Origin of the sequence: Promicromonospora sp. NPDC050249, assembly GCF_040656015.1 — a bacterium.
Taxonomy (GTDB): domain Bacteria; phylum Actinomycetota; class Actinomycetes; order Actinomycetales; family Cellulomonadaceae; genus Promicromonospora.
In genome coordinates this window covers 211,335-225,914 of the sequence record NZ_JBFAKY010000001.1, presented here as the reverse complement: position 1 = coordinate 225,914, position 14,580 = coordinate 211,335, and the positions used below count along the sequence as shown (strand labels likewise).

The 14,580-nt window shown below is 70.8% G+C and carries 14 protein-coding genes; 13 read left to right on the top strand and 1 reads right to left on the bottom strand.

The window, feature by feature from the left end:
- Window positions 1-44 precede the first annotated feature (44 nt).
- The 9 genes from AB0I32_RS01005 (at window position 45) to AB0I32_RS00965 (ending at window position 11,623) form a co-directional block, all read left to right on the top strand.
- Entirely contained in the window at window positions 45-629 is a 585-nt protein-coding gene (locus tag AB0I32_RS01005; RefSeq protein ID WP_357501925.1) for a GNAT family N-acetyltransferase, read from the top strand.
- 104 nt (window positions 630-733) lie between these two features.
- A complete protein-coding gene (gene hflX / locus AB0I32_RS01000; RefSeq protein ID WP_357501923.1) occupies window positions 734-2,275 on the top strand; it encodes a GTPase HflX in 1,542 nt (513 codons plus the stop codon).
- A gap of 96 nt (window positions 2,276-2,371) precedes the next feature.
- Window positions 2,372-3,391, top strand: coding sequence for a LacI family DNA-binding transcriptional regulator (locus AB0I32_RS00995; RefSeq protein ID WP_357501921.1), 1,020 nt, complete (start codon window positions 2,372-2,374; stop codon window positions 3,389-3,391).
- Window positions 3,392-3,444: 53 nt separating this feature from the next.
- A complete protein-coding gene (locus tag AB0I32_RS00990; protein WP_357501919.1) occupies window positions 3,445-5,115 on the top strand; it encodes a glycoside hydrolase family 13 protein in 1,671 nt (556 codons plus the stop codon).
- 66 nt (window positions 5,116-5,181) lie between these two features.
- Window positions 5,182-6,555: a sugar ABC transporter substrate-binding protein gene (locus AB0I32_RS00985; RefSeq protein WP_357501917.1), complete on the top strand. Its 1,374-nt coding sequence runs from the start codon at window positions 5,182-5,184 to the stop codon at window positions 6,553-6,555.
- A gap of 65 nt (window positions 6,556-6,620) precedes the next feature.
- A complete protein-coding gene (locus tag AB0I32_RS00980) occupies window positions 6,621-7,595 on the top strand; it encodes a sugar ABC transporter permease (RefSeq protein ID WP_357501915.1) in 975 nt (324 codons plus the stop codon).
- A gap of 1 nt (window position 7,596) precedes the next feature.
- The gene (locus AB0I32_RS00975) at window positions 7,597-8,484 is read left to right on the top strand and encodes a carbohydrate ABC transporter permease (protein ID WP_357501913.1); all 888 of its coding nucleotides are present in this window, start codon (window positions 7,597-7,599) and stop codon (window positions 8,482-8,484) included.
- A gap of 33 nt (window positions 8,485-8,517) precedes the next feature.
- A complete protein-coding gene (locus AB0I32_RS00970) occupies window positions 8,518-10,623 on the top strand; it encodes an ATP-dependent DNA helicase (protein ID WP_357501911.1) in 2,106 nt (701 codons plus the stop codon).
- A gap of 10 nt (window positions 10,624-10,633) precedes the next feature.
- Window positions 10,634-11,623 carry an L-lactate dehydrogenase gene (locus AB0I32_RS00965; protein WP_357501909.1) on the top strand — a complete coding sequence of 330 codons (990 nt, stop codon included), beginning with the start codon at window positions 10,634-10,636 and terminating at the stop codon, window positions 11,621-11,623.
- Between the two features lie 84 nt (window positions 11,624-11,707).
- Here the strand turns inward: AB0I32_RS00965 and lexA are convergent, their stop codons facing one another.
- A complete protein-coding gene (gene lexA, locus AB0I32_RS00960; RefSeq protein ID WP_357501907.1) occupies window positions 11,708-12,523 on the bottom strand; it encodes a transcriptional repressor LexA in 816 nt (271 codons plus the stop codon).
- A 190-nt stretch (window positions 12,524-12,713) separates the two neighbouring features.
- Here lexA and AB0I32_RS00955 point away from each other — a divergent pair, with 190 nt between their 5' ends.
- The 4 genes from AB0I32_RS00955 (at window position 12,714) to AB0I32_RS00940 (ending at window position 14,577) form a co-directional block, all read left to right on the top strand.
- On the top strand, window positions 12,714-13,160 hold the full coding sequence (locus AB0I32_RS00955) for a LysM peptidoglycan-binding domain-containing protein (RefSeq protein WP_357501905.1): 447 nt from the start codon (window positions 12,714-12,716) through the stop codon (window positions 13,158-13,160).
- A 119-nt stretch (window positions 13,161-13,279) separates the two neighbouring features.
- A complete protein-coding gene (nrdR, locus tag AB0I32_RS00950; RefSeq protein ID WP_357446087.1) occupies window positions 13,280-13,750 on the top strand; it encodes a transcriptional regulator NrdR in 471 nt (156 codons plus the stop codon).
- Between the two features lie 147 nt (window positions 13,751-13,897).
- Window positions 13,898-14,125 carry a DUF5302 domain-containing protein gene (locus AB0I32_RS00945; RefSeq protein WP_357501903.1) on the top strand — a complete coding sequence of 76 codons (228 nt, stop codon included), beginning with the start codon at window positions 13,898-13,900 and terminating at the stop codon, window positions 14,123-14,125.
- A gap of 95 nt (window positions 14,126-14,220) precedes the next feature.
- Window positions 14,221-14,577 (top strand): helix-turn-helix domain-containing protein, encoded by a 357-nt coding sequence (locus AB0I32_RS00940; RefSeq protein ID WP_357502163.1) that lies wholly within the window; start codon window positions 14,221-14,223, stop codon window positions 14,575-14,577.
- Window positions 14,578-14,580: the final 3 nt, after the last annotated feature.

Here is a 14,580-nt window from a genome sequence, read left to right as displayed (position 1 = left end):
CCTAGGCGCTTGCCGCCCGGCGTGACCGGTGCCAGCCTTCCGGCATGGAGATCGTGCCGGCCACCCCGGACCGGTGGGACGACGTGCAGACCGTGTTCGGTCTGCGGGGCGGCGCCCACCACTGCCAGTGCCAGCGCATCCGGCTCGGCGACCGGGCCTGGTGGTACCTCTCGGTCGAGGAGCGCGGCCACCACCTGCGCGAGCAGCTCGACGCGGGCCCGGACGCGCCGACGACCGGCGCCCTGGTCGCGTACGACGACGGCGAGCCCGCCGGCTGGGTGGCGGTCGCGCCCCGCACCGAGTTCGTCCGGTACCGCGGCAGCCAGGTCCCGTGGGCGGGCCGGCACGAGGACAAGGACGACGACGGCGTGTGGACGGTCACGTGCTTCGCCGTCCGCGTCGGCTACCGCAAGCAGGGCCTGATGTACGAGCTGGCCGCTGCCGCCGTCGAGCACGCGCGGGACCGGGGCGCCCGGGCTATCGAGGGCTACCCGATCGTGTCGAACCCCGGCCAGGAGATCGCATGGGGCGAGGTCAACGTCGGTACACCGGGACCGTTCGCGGCGGCGGGCCTGGCGGAGGTCAGCCGGCCGACGAAGCGGCGCCGGGTGATGCGGCTGGACTTCTGACGCCGGGCCCCTGGTCATCCCGTCGGGAAAGACATAGCCGCGGGACTTTCGGCCGTGGGATCCTTGTTGTACAGACGGAAGAACAATCGAGAGATAGGTAGTACATGACCCACACCCCGACAGAGCCCGAGCTCCCCGCAGAGGAGACGCCCGAACTCCGCGAGGTCCAGCCTGATGCCCAGGCGATCGCGAACGATGTCGTGGCACGGGTTCTCGCTCGGGCGGGGACCGCACGTGCCGACGGCGCCACGGTGCACACCGTGGCCGACGGCGACCAGCTGGAGCTCGAGGAGCGGACCGCGCTGCGCCGCGTGGCCGGTCTGTCGACCGAGCTCGAGGACGTCACCGAGGTCGAGTACCGGCAGCTGCGCCTGGAGAAGGTCGTGCTCGTCGGCCTCTTCACGGGTGGCGAGCACGCGGCCCGCGACGCAGAGATCTCGCTCCGCGAGCTCGCCGCGCTGGCCGAGACGGCCGGCTCCCAGGTGCTGGACGGCATGCTCCAGCGCCGGCAGAAGCCCGACCCGGGCACGTATCTCGGCTCCGGCAAGGCCCTGGAGCTGGCCCAGGTGGTCCTGGCGACCGGTGCCGACACCGTGATCGTCGACAGCGAGCTCGCCCCGTCCCAGCGTCGTTCGCTGGAGGACGTTGTGAAGGTCAAGGTCATCGACCGCACCGCCCTGATCCTGGACATCTTCGCGCAGCACGCGAAGTCCCGTGAGGGCAAGGCCCAGGTCGAGCTCGCCCAGCTCGAGTACCTGCTGCCGCGCCTGCGCGGCTGGGGTGACTCGATGTCCCGCCAGGCCGGTGGCCAGGTGGGCGGCGCGGGTGCCGGCATGGGCTCACGTGGTCCCGGTGAGACCAAGATCGAGCTGGACCGGCGGCGCATCCGTGACCGGATGGCCAAGCTGCGGCGTGAGATCGTCGCGATGAAGCCCGCCCGGGAGACCAAGCGGCTGAGCCGCAAGCGCAACGCGATCCCCGCGGTCGCCATCGCCGGCTACACGAACGCGGGCAAGTCCTCGCTGCTGAACGCGCTGACCGGTGCGGGGGTGCTCGTCGAGAACGCGCTGTTCGCGACCCTGGACCCGACCGTGCGGCGTACCAAGACCGAGGACGGCCGCATCTACACGTTCACGGACACCGTCGGGTTCGTGCGGCGGCTGCCGACCCAGCTCGTCGAGGCGTTCCGGTCCACGCTGGAGGAGGTCGGCGACGCCGACATCCTGCTGCACGTGGTCGACGCGTCCCACCCGGACCCCGAGGGGCAGATCACCGCGGTGCGTGAGGTGCTCTCCGAGATCCCGGCCTTCGACAAGGTGCACGAGATCGTGGTGCTGAACAAGGCCGACATCGCCGACCCGACGGTCGTCGGCCGGATCCAGCGGCGCGAGCGGCACACCGCCGTCGTCTCGGCGCACTCCGGCGAGGGCATCGCCGAGCTGCGCGCCCGGATCGCCGCCGAGCTGCCGCGCCCGGGCGTCGCCATCGACCTCGTGGTCCCGTACGAGCGGGGCGACCTGGTGCACCGCGTGCACGAGCACGGTGACATCGACCTGACCGAGCACGTCGCCGCGGGGACCCACCTGCGTGGACGGGTGGACGAGCAGCTCGCCATCGAGCTGCGGCAGGTCGCCGTCACCTCCTGATCCACCGCCGGCGTCCGACGCCGTGTACGCAAGCCGCTTGCAGGGGTATGCAATCCCTGCAAGCGGTTTGCGTTATCCGCGACTAGGATCGACGTCATGTCGAGACGGTTAGCGGATGTGGCGAAGAAGGTCGGCGTGAGCGAGGCGACGGTCAGCCGTGTGCTCAACGGAAAGCCGGGCGTGTCCCAGAGCACCCGGGACGCGGTGCTGACGGCGCTGGACGTGCTGGGCTACGAGCGGCCGACCAAGCTGCGGGGCAGCCGCGGCAAGCTCGTCGGGCTGGTGCTGCCGGAGCTGGTGAACCCGATCTTTCCCGCGTTCGCGGAGGTGATCGGCGGCGCGCTAGCCCAGCAGGGGTACACGCCGGTGCTCTGCACCCGCACGGCCGGCGGCGTCACCGAGGCCGAGTACATCGACCTCCTGCTGCAGCAGCAGGTCTCCGGCGTGATCTTCGCGGGCGGCTTCTACGCCGAGCGCGAGGCCGACCACTCCCACTACCGGCGGCTGGAGGACCTCGGGCTGCCCGTGGTGCTCATGAACGCGTCGATCGAGGACCTCGGCTTCCCGCGGGTCGCGACCGACGACCTCGTGGCGATCGAGCAGGCGATGGGGCACGTCGCATCGCTCGGGCACCAGCGGATCGGCCTGCTGCTGGGCCCGGCCGACCACGTCCCGTCGGAACGCAAGCTCGCCGCCGCACGCCGGTTCGCGAAGCGGAACGACCTCGACCTGGACGACAGCCTGGTGGTGCACTCGCAGTACTCGCTCGAGAGCGGCCAGGCCGCGGCGAACCGGCTGATCGAACGGGGCGCCACCGCGATCGTCTGCGCCAGCGACCCGCTCGCCCTCGGCGCGATCCGTGCGGTGCGCCGCGTCGGGCTGTCGTGCCCGGCGGACGTCTCGGTGGTCGGGTTCGACGACTCGGCGCTGATGAACTCGACCGACCCGGCCCTCACCACCGTCCGCCAGCCGATCGAGCCGATGGGGCGCGCCGCCGTCGACCTGCTCGCCGCGCTCATCGACGGCGGCGACGTGCCGCGCGACGAGCTGCTGTTCGAGCCGGAGCTCGTGGTCCGCGCGTCCACCGCTGCGATGAAGGTTGTCACGAATCGATAAGGTTACTGTCGAGTTCTTGCGTAGTCGTTGTCACGTGACTTACGGTTCACTGCATGACGACGACGTCCGAGCCTGCAGCAGACCCGCAATCCGCCGGGCCCGAGTGGTGGCGCAGCGCGGTGATCTACCAGATCTACCCCCGCAGCTTCGCGGACGGGAACGGCGACGGGACCGGTGACCTCGCCGGCGTCCGCTCGCGGCTGGGCTACCTGCGGGACCTGGGCGTTGACGCCATCTGGTACACGCCCTGGTACGCCTCGCCCCTGGCGGACGGCGGCTATGACGTACGGGACTATCGCCGGATCGACCCGGCGTTCGGCACCCTGGACGACGCCGAGGCGCTGATCGCCGAGGCCCGTGAGCTCGGTATCCGGACCATCGTCGACGTGGTCCCCAACCACATCTCCGCGGAGCACGAGTGGTTCCGCGCGGCGCTCGCCGCGGGCCCCGGCTCGCCGGAGCGCGAGCGGTTCTGGTTCCACGACGGCGGGGGCAGCGACGGGGCGCAGATCCCGACCGGGTGGGTCTCGAGCTTCCAGGGTCAGACCTGGACCCGCACGACCAACCCGGACGGCACGCCCGGCCAGTGGTACCTGCACCTGTTCACCCCCGAGCAGCCGGACCTGAACTGGAACCACCCGGACGTCCGGCAGGAGCACGAGGACGTCCTGCGGTTCTGGTTCGACCGGGGCGCGGCCGGCATCCGGATCGACTCGGCGGCGCTCATCGTCAAGGACCCCGGGCTGCCGGAGGTCCCTGAGACGCCGGGGCCGGGGGAGCACCCCCACCTGGACCGCGACGAGATCCACGACATCTACCGCGGCTGGCGGCGCGTCGCCGACTCGTACGCCGAGCCGCGCGTGCTCGTGGGCGAGGTATGGCTCGCCGACCACGAGCGGTTCGCCCAGTACCTGCGCCCCGACGAGATGCACACCGCGTTCAACTTCGACTTCATGGCCCGCCCCTGGGACGCGAAGGAGCTGCGTGAGTCGATCCGGATGACGCTGGAGGCACACGCGCCAGTGGGCGCACCGGCCACCTGGGTGCTGTCGAACCACGACGTCACGCGGCCCGTCACCCGGTACGGGCGGGAGGACTCGTCCTTCGACTTCGCCGCCAAGCGGTTCGGCACGCCGTCCGACCTGGAGCTCGGCACGCGACGGGCGCGCGCCGCCGCGCTGCTGGTCGCGGCGCTGCCCGGCGCCCTGTACGTCTACCAGGGCGACGAGCTCGGCCTGCCCGAGGCAGAGGTTCCGAGAGAGCTCATCCAGGACCCCATGCACTTCCGGTCCGACGGCGTCGACCCCGGCAGGGACGGCTGCCGTGTCCCGCTCCCGTGGAGCCGGACCGGCACGAGCCTCGGCTTCGGGCCGGACGGCGGCCGGGCGCCCTGGCTGCCCCAGCCCACCGGCTGGCGCGACCGCTCCGTGGAGGCGCAGGACGGCGACCCCGACTCGATGCTGAGCCTCTACCGCCGTGCGCTGCACCTGCGGCGCGACCTCCCGGCGCTGCACGCCGAGGAGCTCACGTGGCTCGGCCTCGACGGCGACAGCCAGGGCGACGACGTCGTCGCCTTCACCCGCGGCGCCCGCTTCGCGTGCGTCGTCAATCTCGGGACGGCTCCCGTCCCGCTGCCCACCGGGGCCACGGTGCTCCTGGCGAGCGGCCCCGTCGACGGCGAGATCGGGCCGGACACAGCCGTCTGGCTCGACCTGCCGTCCTGATCCCTTCTTCCCTACTCGTCTTCCCCCAGAGATGCCGCCCCAGCGGCACACGACCAAGGAGTGACAATGAAGTCAGCACAGAAGCGCGCGGCGATCGCCCTGGTGGGCGTTCTGTCCGTCGCGGGAACCCTCACGGCCTGCGGCGCGTCCGAGGAGCCGGCCGCGGAGCCCACGGGCCCGGTGACCATCGAGGTCTCCATCGACGCCGGTCTCGAGCAGGAGGCGATCGACGCGTTCGACGAGCGCATCGCGCAGTTCGAGGAGGCCAACCCGGACATCCAGGTGGAGACGAAGGAATTCACCTGGTCCGGCACCACCTTCGCCGCCGAGCTCGCTGGCGGCACGCTGCCCGACGTCTTCCCCATCCCGTTCACCGACGGCCGCGCCCTGATCGAGCGCGGGCAGATCGCCGACGTCAGCGACCTGGTGGCCGAGCTGCCGTACGCGGACCAGTTCAACCCCACCATCGCGGCGGCGGGACAGGATGCCGAAGGCGGCATGTGGGCCATCCCGATCGCCGCCTACAACCAGGGCCTGCACTACAACCGCGCGCTCTTCGAGGAGGCCGGGCTCGACCCGGACGACCCGCCGGCGACGTGGGACGAGGTGCGCGAGGCCGCCAAGGCCATCGCCGACAAGACCGGCCAGGCCGGCTACGCCCACATGACCCAGAGCAACACGGGCGGCTGGATCCTCACCACCGAGACGTACGCGCTCGGCGGCCGCATCGTCGAGGGTGAGGGCGAGGAGACGACCGCCACCGTCGACAACGACGCCACGGTCCAGGCCCTCGAGATGCTGCAGGAGATGCGCTGGGAGGACGACTCGATGGGCTCCAGCTTCCTGTACGACTGGGGCACCATCAACCAGGACTTCGCCGCCGGGAAGATCGGCATGTACATCTCGGGCGGGGCGAACTACCCCAACCTGTTCACCCAGAACCAGATGAACCCGGACGAGTACGGCGTCACGGTGCTGCCCCTGGAGGGCGACGACGCCGGCACGCTCGGCGGCGGCACGCTCGCCGCGGTGAGCTCCGCGGCGTCCGAGGCCGAGCAGGCGGCCGCCGTGAAGTGGATCGACTTCTACTACATCTCCAAGCTGACCGACCAGGAGGCCGCCGTGGCCGACGCCGAGGTCCTCGCCGAGACCGACCAGCCCGTCGGCGCCCCGGCCCTGCCGATCTTCGACCGGGAGACGTACGAGGAGCAGCAGAGCTGGATCAAGGACCTCGTCAACGTCCCGCTGGAGAACTTCGCACCGATGACGGAGCAGATGTTCGACCAGCCGGTCGTTCCAGAGCCCGCCGTCGCGACCCAGGACGTGTACGCGGCGCTCGACCCGGTGGTCCAGGCGGTGCTGACCGACGAGAACGCGGACATCGACGCTCTGCTCGCCGACGCGCAGACCCAGGTCCAGACCCTGCTCGACCGCAGCTGACCTCCCGTTGGTCGGGCCGGCTCGTCGACGCGGGCCGGCCCGGCCACCGAAGCGAAGGATCCACGATGACGACCATCTCCAGCCCGCTGCGAGCCGCGGCTCCGGCCCCACCACCGCCGTCACGTCCCAGCCCCCGCCGCACCCGGCGGCGCACGCCCAAGGACTGGCTGCGCGAAGGCGGTCTGAGCACCCTGATCATCGCCTTGCCGATGATCCTCGTGTTCGGCGTCTTCTCCTGGTTCCCGATCGGCCGCGCGCTCGTCATGAGCGTCCAGGAGACGAACCTCGTCACCGCTCCCGTGTTCGTGGGGCTCGACAACTTCGTGTTCGTGCTGCAGGACCCGCTGCTGGGCAAGGCCGTCCAGAACACGCTGTGGTTCGCCCTGCTCGCGCTCGTCTTCGGCTACCCGCTGCCGCTGGCCGCCGCGGTGCTGATGAGCGAGGTGCGGCGGATGCGGGGCCTCTTCTCCGCGCTGGCGTATCTGCCCGTCGTCGTGCCGCCCGTCGTGGCGGTGCTGCTGTGGAAGTTCTTCTACGACGCCTCGGACACCGGCGTGTTCAACACCATCGCGGGCTGGGTAGGGCTCGGCCCGTACCCCTGGCTCCAGGACGCCGGCAGCGCCATGCCGTCCCTGGTCCTCGAAGCGACCTGGGCCGCGGCGGGCGGGACGGTCATCATCTACCTCGCCGCGCTCGTCGGGGTGCGGACCGAGCTCTACGAGGCCGCGGAGGTCGACGGCGCGGGCGTCTGGCGCAAGATCTGGCACGTGACCCTGCCGCAGCTGCGCGGCGTCCTCTTCATCACGCTGATCCTGCAGATCATCGGCACCTCACAGGTGTTCCTCGAGCCGTTCCTCTTCACCGGGGGCGGGCCCAACAACGCGACCCTCACCATCCTGATGCTGATCTACGACTACGCGTTCGGGAGCAGCCTCGGCGGCAACTACGGGGCCGCGACCGCCCTGAGCCTGATGCTCGCGGGCGTCCTGGCCGTCCTCTCCGCGGTGTACTTCCGCGTGACCCGACCCTGGAGCAGCTGACATGGCAGCCACCATCGAACGCGGCATCGTCTCGTCGCACGACCGGCGCCGGCCGAGCGTCCGGACCTCCCTCGGCGTGCTGCAGGGCGGCCTGCTGGTCACCCTGGTCGTCGTCGGGCTCGGGCCGATCCTCTGGCTCGCGAAGGCCGCCGTCACCCCGACGCAGGAGACGCTGCGCGAGCCGCTCGGGCTGTTCCCCACCGGGATCGACTGGGCCAACCTCACCACGGCGTGGAACCGGGCCGAGATCGACCACTACTTCGTCAACACGCTCATCGTGGCGCTGGGAGCCTGGTTCTTCCAGATCCTGGTCGCCACCACCGGCGGCTACGTGCTGTCGGTGCTGCGACCTCGGTACGGCAACGTCATCTTCGGGCTCGTGCTCGCGACGCTCTTCGTGCCGTCCGTCGTGCTCCTCGTACCGCTGTACCTGACCATCCTCGACGTGCCGATAGTCCACATCAGCCTGCTCAACACGTTCTGGGCGGTCTGGCTGCCCATGGGCGCCAGCGCGTTCAACGTGCTGCTCGTCAAGCGGTTCTTCGACGGTCTCCCGCGCGAGATCTTCGAGGCCGCCCGCGTCGACGGCGCCGGACCCTTCCGGCTGCTGTGGAGCATCGTGCTGCCGATGTCGAAGCCCATCCTCGGCGTCGTCTCGGTGTTCGCCGTCATCGCCGCCTGGAAGGACTACCTCTGGCCGCTCCTGGTCCTCCCGGACCCGGCCCACCAGCCGCTCTCCGTCCGGCTGCCCGCCATCGCCCCGTACCTCGAGCTCGACGTGTTCCTCGCGGCGCTCGCGATCTCCACGGTGCTGCCGATCGCCCTCTTCCTCGCCTTCCAGCGCCTGTTCCTCAGCGGCGCCGGACTGGGCGGCGCGGTCAAGGGATAACCCCTCGGCCGCCCGCCGGCACCTGTGGACGAGATGGGGTGCATGTCGGTGGTCCGGCCTAGGATCGAACGTGTGACCAGCCTTCCCGACGCCCCTCCCGCAACTACCGACATCCCCGATGTCGAGGAGCTTCTCGACCTCGCTGTCGGTGAGCTCGGCGGTGGGCGCAGGGACGGCCAGCACCGCATGGCCGTGGCCGTCGGCGAGGCCATCGAGAAGGGTGAGCACCTGCTCGTCCAGGCGGGTACCGGCACCGGAAAGTCGCTCGGCTACCTGGTTCCTGCGGTCCGACACGCGGTCGCCGCCGACAGCAAGGTCATCATCTCGACGGCGACGCTGGCCCTCCAGCGCCAGGTCATCACGCGCGACCTGCCGCTCGTGGCCAAGGCCGTGACGCCGCAGCTCCCGCGCGAGCCGCGCATCGCCCTGCTCAAGGGCTGGCACAACTACCTCTGCGTGCACAAGGTCGGGGGCGGGTACCCCGCCGACGAGCCCACCCTGTTCGACCTGCCCGGCGGCGAGGACCACCCGCGCACCGAGGAGCCGGCGGCGTCCGGCGGCGCTCGCGGACGGCGCAGGGACGACGGCGCCACGCTCGCCGACCACGTCCGCCGCCTGCACGAGTGGGCGAACGAGACGGAGTCGGGCGACCGCGACGACCTCGTGCCGGGCGTGCCGGACCGGGCGTGGCGCCAGGTCTCGGTCACCGCCATGGAGTGTCTGGGCGGCAAGTGCCCGATGCTCGCCGAATGCTTTCCCGACAAGGCACGGGCCGCCTCCCGGGAGGCCGACGTGGTGGTGACCAACCACGCGATGCTCGGCATCGCGGCCACGGGCAGCCCGGGCATCCTGCCGGAGCACGACGTCGTGGTGGTGGACGAGGCGCACGAGCTCACGGACCGGGTCACGTCCTCGGCGACCGTCGACCTGTCCATGGCCTCGGTGGAGAACGCCGCACGCCTGGCACGGCGGCATGCGGGCACCAACACCGACACCCTGGACGCCGCTGCCCAGGCGCTCGGGACGCTGCTGGTGACCGCGCCCGCCGAACGGTTCCCGAGCGGCCTGCCCGACGAGCTGCGCATGGCGGTCGGCGCGGTGCGCGACGCCGCCCGTGAGGTGCTGAGCACGCTGAAGCCGGAGGCGGGCGGTGGCAAGGGACAGGCCCCCGGCCAGCCCGAACCCGGCCTGAAGATGGCCCAGGGCGCCATGCTTCAGCTGTTCGAGACCGCCGAGCGTATGGCCTCCCAGGACACGACCGCCGACGTGCTGTGGTGCTCGCGCCCGGACAACAACTGGGGCGGGTTCGCCGACAACGTGACGCGGCTGCACGCGGCGCCGCTGCACGTGGCCGGCCTGATCCGGATGCACCTGCTGGGCGAGGCGACGGGCGTCTTCACGTCGGCCACGCTGGCGCTGGGCGGCACGTTCGACGCTGTGGCCGGCACGCTCGGCCTCAAGGGCGAGGACGCCCCGCCGTGGCACGGCCTCGACGCAGGCAGCCCGTTCGACTACCCGCGCCAGGGCATCCTGTACATCGCCCGGCACCTCCCGGCACCCGGCCGGGAGCCGACGACGGAGGCGCAGCTCGACGAGATCGCCGAGCTGATCACCGCCGCCGGAGGCCGCACGCTCGGGCTCTTCTCCTCGCGCCGTGCCGCGAACGCCGCGGCGGAGGCCATGCGGGAGCGGCTGGACTTCCCGATCCTGGCGCAGGGCGACGACCAGCTGCCCACCCTCGTGCGCGAGTTCGCCGAGGATCCGGAGGCATGCCTGTTCGGCACGCTGTCCCTGTGGCAGGGCGTGGACGTACCGGGCCCGTCGTGCCAGCTCGTGCTGATCGACCGCATCCCGTTCCCACGCCCCGACGACCCGGTCAAGGCGGCACGCGCCAAGGCCGTGGAGCAGGCGGGCGGCAACGGGTTCATGGCGGTGTCCGCGCAGCACGCGGCGCTGCTGCTCGCGCAGGGTGCCGGGCGCCTCGTGCGGAGCATGGACGACAGGGGAGTGGTGGCAGTCCTGGACCCGCGACTCGCGACCGCGCGCTACGCGTCGTTCCTGACCCGTTCGATGCCCGGGTTCTGGCCGACCACCGACTCTGCGCTGGTCCGTGCCGCGCTGGCGAGGCTCGACACCTAGCCTGGGGGGCATGGCAGCCCTCTCGGACACCCCGGCCGCACGGTCCTCCGGCGCTCGCACCACCAAGCTCGCCGTGGTGGGTGCGGGCGCGGTGGGCTCGACGCTGGCCTTCGCCGCACTCGCGCGGGGCGCGGCGCGGACCATCGCCCTGCATGACGTGAACCGGGCGAAGGTCGAGGCGGAGGTGCTCGACCTCCAGCACGGCCTCATGTTCACGCCCCAGGCGCAGGTGATCGGCTCCGACGACGTCGCAGTGTGCGCGGACGCCGACGTCGTCGTCGTGACCGCGGGGGCGAAGCAGAAGCCCGGGCAGACCCGGATCGACCTCGCCGAGGGGACCATCGGGCTGATGCGCGACATCCTGCCCGGCCTCGTCGAGGTCGCGCCGGACGCCACGTACGTCTTGGTGACCAACCCGGTCGACGTCGTGACCTACGCGGCGCTCAAGATTTCCGGCCTGCCGCGGGAGCGGATGTTCGGCAGCGGCACGGTCCTTGACTCCTCCCGGCTGCGTGTGGTGCTCGCGGAACGCTGTGGCGTGGCGGTGGGGAACGTGCACGCGTACATCGCCGGAGAGCACGGCGACTCGGAGATCGCGCTGTGGAGCTCGGCGTCGATCGGCGGCGTGCCGCTGCTCGACTGGGAGCCGCTGGGCGGCAACCCGCCGCTCGACGCGGCGGTGCGTACGGAGGTGCACCACGAGGTGGTCGACTCGGCGTACCGGATCATCTCCGGCAAGGGGGCGACCAACTACGCCGTCGGCCTGGCTGCTACCCGCATCATCGAGGCGGTGCTCAACGACGAGGGCCGGATCATGCCGGTGTCGTCGCTGCTGGAGGACTACCACGGCATCAGCGACGTGTGCTTGTCCGTGCCGTCGCTCGTGGACCGGCGGGGTGTCACGGACAACGTGCTGGTGCCGATGTCCTACGACGAGCTGGCCGGCCTTCGTGCCTCAGCGGAGAGCGTGCGGGCCGTGCAGAGGCGATTCGGCTTCTGACGACACCGCGAAGTAGAGCGCCTGTCCGCCCTACGCACGCCAAGCGTTGCGCAGGGCGGACAGGCGCTCTACTTCGCGGTCTCGTCAGAGGCTGCGCAGTACGGCGACCACGCGGCCCAGGATCTGGGCCTCGTCACCCGGGATGGGCTCGTAGGCCGGGTTCTGCGGCAGCAGGAAGACGTGACCGTCGGTCTGCTTGAACGTCTTGACCGTCGCCTCGCCGTCGATCATGGCGGCGACGATCTCGCCCTGCTCCGCGACGTTCTGCTGCCGCACGACCACCCAGTCCCCGTCGCAGATCGCTGCGTCGACCATCGAGTCGCCGGCGACCTTGAGGAGGAACAGCTCGCCGTCGCCCACCAGCTGGCGGGGGAGGGGGAACACGTCCTCGACGACCTGCTCGGCAAGGATGGGGCCACCGGCAGCGATACGGCCCACGAGCGGCACGTATGACGGCGGGGGAGTGCTGGCGTCGTCGGGCACCGAGCCGCCCCAGTGGACCTGGCCGCTACGGCGCGGCTCGGGCCAGTGGATCTCGCCGCGCGTCGGCTTGTCGACCTGCTCGGCCATCGGCTCCACGAGCTCCATGGCGCGCGGCCGGTTGGGGTCGCGACGCAGGAAGCCCTTCTTCTCGAGCATCTGGAGCTGGTGCTTGACGCTCGACGGACTGGCCAGCCCGACGGCCTCGCCGATCTCACGCATCGACGGCGGGTAGCCCCGCGTCTCGAACGACTGCCGGATCGTGTCCAGCACGAGGCGCTGCCGTTCGGTGAGGCGGTCTGTCGGCGAGATCGTGTGCACGTCAGCGACCGCCTTGTCGGCTGGCGTGTCCAGCGTGGCGACGCCGGAGGCTGCCGTGTCGACGGCTCTCGTGTCGCTGGTCCCGTCCCGTCCCGTCATGCCCGTGCCCCTCCCGTTCCGACAAATGTTCTCCTGTGCGGTACCCACTCTAGGTCACAAACGCGCTCGGCTCAAACGAATGTTCGAGCGTGTCTCGACATGGACGGTGTCCCGTGCTACACAATGGTACGGGCGTTCGACGAACGCTTGTATGAACGACAGAAGCTCAGTCACTCTTCGAGGAGGGGCCATGGGGGACGTGATCCCGCTGCGGCAGTACACCCCGACGTATGAACAGGCGTATGTGCCGTCGTATGGCCGGGCGTATGCACCGGCGGCCGGACCAGCTGCGGTCCGTGCGTACACCCCGGCGGAGGGGCGCACGCTCGCCGACCGGCTGGGCCTGGCCGGCCTGCGGCTCACGCGGCGCGGCCGGGTGGTCCTCGTGCTCCTGGCCATGCTCCTGCTCGCACCGATGGTCACGTGGGGGGCGACGGCGGTCGCCAGCTCCCCGGGGGAGCCCACAGAGGTCCGGGTGCATGCGGTGCAGCCGGGAGAGACGCTCTGGGGCTTCGCCCAGGAGGTCGCGAGGCCTGGCGAGGACGTCCGGCACGCGGTCGGCAGGCTGCAGGAGCTGAACGAGATGTCGACCGGCACCCTGCGCGTCGGGGAGCTGTTGCTCCTACCCAAGGAGTGACCGAAGGCCTCGATTCGCGGACGAATGTTGCGGCTATGTTGCAAGGGGGTGGTTTGCCCGCTTACGGTCGGGGCGCGACCGGAGGCCTCCGGTCGATGGTCGACCACGCAGGAGTGAGCATGCACTGCCCGTTCTGTCGCCACGCCGACTCGCGTGTGGTGGACTCGCGGACTGCCGACGACGGCCTGTCGATCCGGCGCCGACGGCAGTGCCCGAACTGCAACCGACGGTTCACCACCGTGGAGACCGCGAGCCTGTCCGTGGTCAAGCGCTCCGGCGCCACAGAGCCGTTCAGCCGCGACAAGGTCGCCGCGGGTGTACGCAAGGCGTGCCAGGGGCGCCCGGTGAGCGACGACGACCTGGCGATCCTCGCTCAGCGCGTCGAGGAGACCCTGCGGAGCAACGGCAGCGCGGAGATCGACGCGTACGAGGTGGGCCTTGCCATCCTCGGTCCGCTCCGTGAGCTCGACGAGGTGGCCTACCTCCGGTTCGCGAGCGTCTACCAGGCGTTCGACTCGCTCGAGGACTTCGAGAGCGCGATCACCTCGCTCCGTGCGGAGCGCGCCGAGCGGGCGGCCGCTCAGGCGTAGGGAGTCCGCGCGGCCCGTCGCGCGGTCGTCGGCCGCGTCGGCCTGGGTGGAATCCAAAAATGTTGGCACCTGGGTGTGCCGTGGTGCAGGCTGGGGCCGACGACGGACCCGATCGAGGGACCCCCGGAACAAGAGGAGGTGATCGGTGTGACGGACGAGAAGCCCAATGCCGAGGTGGCCGAGACCAAGGGCGCTGAAGAGCCCAAGGTCGCGACAGCGCCGAGCACGGACGCGAAGGCGAAGTTCAAGGAAGCTCTGGACCGCAAGAACGCGGCTCGGAGCCGGACCTCCGCGGGCGATGTGAACACTGGTGCGGTGCACGGCTCGGAGACGACCGGCCCTGTGCAGAAGATGTTCCGCCGCAAGAGCGGCTGAGACGGCTCGACCGAGGCCGTCGACCGGGTATCTGACCTGGTCGGCGGCTTTTGTTGTCTCGCGAGGACGCCTAGAGAAAGAAAGGGCGACCCGTGATGACACGGTTCATGACACAGTTTGAGCGCCAAGGGACGACCGTCAGTACCAACGGATACGTGCCGTTGTTGACCCCGGCGGCACACCTCAGGTACATGACCGACCCGCGCAGCAAGCCCGAGGACCGCACGCCGATGTGGACCCTCGACGAACTGTGTGCGTTTCTCCGCACGACGCCCGCAACGGTCTACACGTGGCGGAAGCACGGTCAGGGACCCCAGGCCTACAAGATTGGCCGACACCTGCTTTTCGCCGACGCGGATGTGCGAGCCTGGCTCAAGACGCGTGTAGCGGACCCCGAGCGCGGTGGAAATGGGTCGGAGCCCGAGCACCGATCCACCGGATCGGGGTGGTGAGCC

Coding starts and splice junctions, on each gene's coding strand:
- AB0I32_RS01005 (WP_357501925.1), top strand. CDS start 45: ATGGAGATCGTGCCGGCCACCCCGGACCGGTGGGACGACGTGCAGACC.
- hflX (WP_357501923.1), top strand. CDS start 734: ATGACCCACACCCCGACAGAGCCCGAGCTCCCCGCAGAGGAGACGCCC.
- AB0I32_RS00995 (WP_357501921.1), top strand. CDS start 2,372: ATGTCGAGACGGTTAGCGGATGTGGCGAAGAAGGTCGGCGTGAGCGAG.
- AB0I32_RS00990 (WP_357501919.1), top strand. CDS start 3,445: ATGACGACGACGTCCGAGCCTGCAGCAGACCCGCAATCCGCCGGGCCC.
- AB0I32_RS00985 (WP_357501917.1), top strand. CDS start 5,182: ATGAAGTCAGCACAGAAGCGCGCGGCGATCGCCCTGGTGGGCGTTCTG.
- AB0I32_RS00980 (WP_357501915.1), top strand. CDS start 6,621: ATGACGACCATCTCCAGCCCGCTGCGAGCCGCGGCTCCGGCCCCACCA.
- AB0I32_RS00975 (WP_357501913.1), top strand. CDS start 7,597: ATGGCAGCCACCATCGAACGCGGCATCGTCTCGTCGCACGACCGGCGC.
- AB0I32_RS00970 (WP_357501911.1), top strand. CDS start 8,518: ATGGGGTGCATGTCGGTGGTCCGGCCTAGGATCGAACGTGTGACCAGC.
- AB0I32_RS00965 (WP_357501909.1), top strand. CDS start 10,634: ATGGCAGCCCTCTCGGACACCCCGGCCGCACGGTCCTCCGGCGCTCGC.
- lexA (WP_357501907.1), bottom strand. CDS start 12,523: ATGACGGGACGGGACGGGACCAGCGACACGAGAGCCGTCGACACGGCA.
- AB0I32_RS00955 (WP_357501905.1), top strand. CDS start 12,714: ATGGGGGACGTGATCCCGCTGCGGCAGTACACCCCGACGTATGAACAG.
- nrdR (WP_357446087.1), top strand. CDS start 13,280: ATGCACTGCCCGTTCTGTCGCCACGCCGACTCGCGTGTGGTGGACTCG.
- AB0I32_RS00940 (WP_357502163.1), top strand. CDS start 14,221: ATGACACGGTTCATGACACAGTTTGAGCGCCAAGGGACGACCGTCAGT.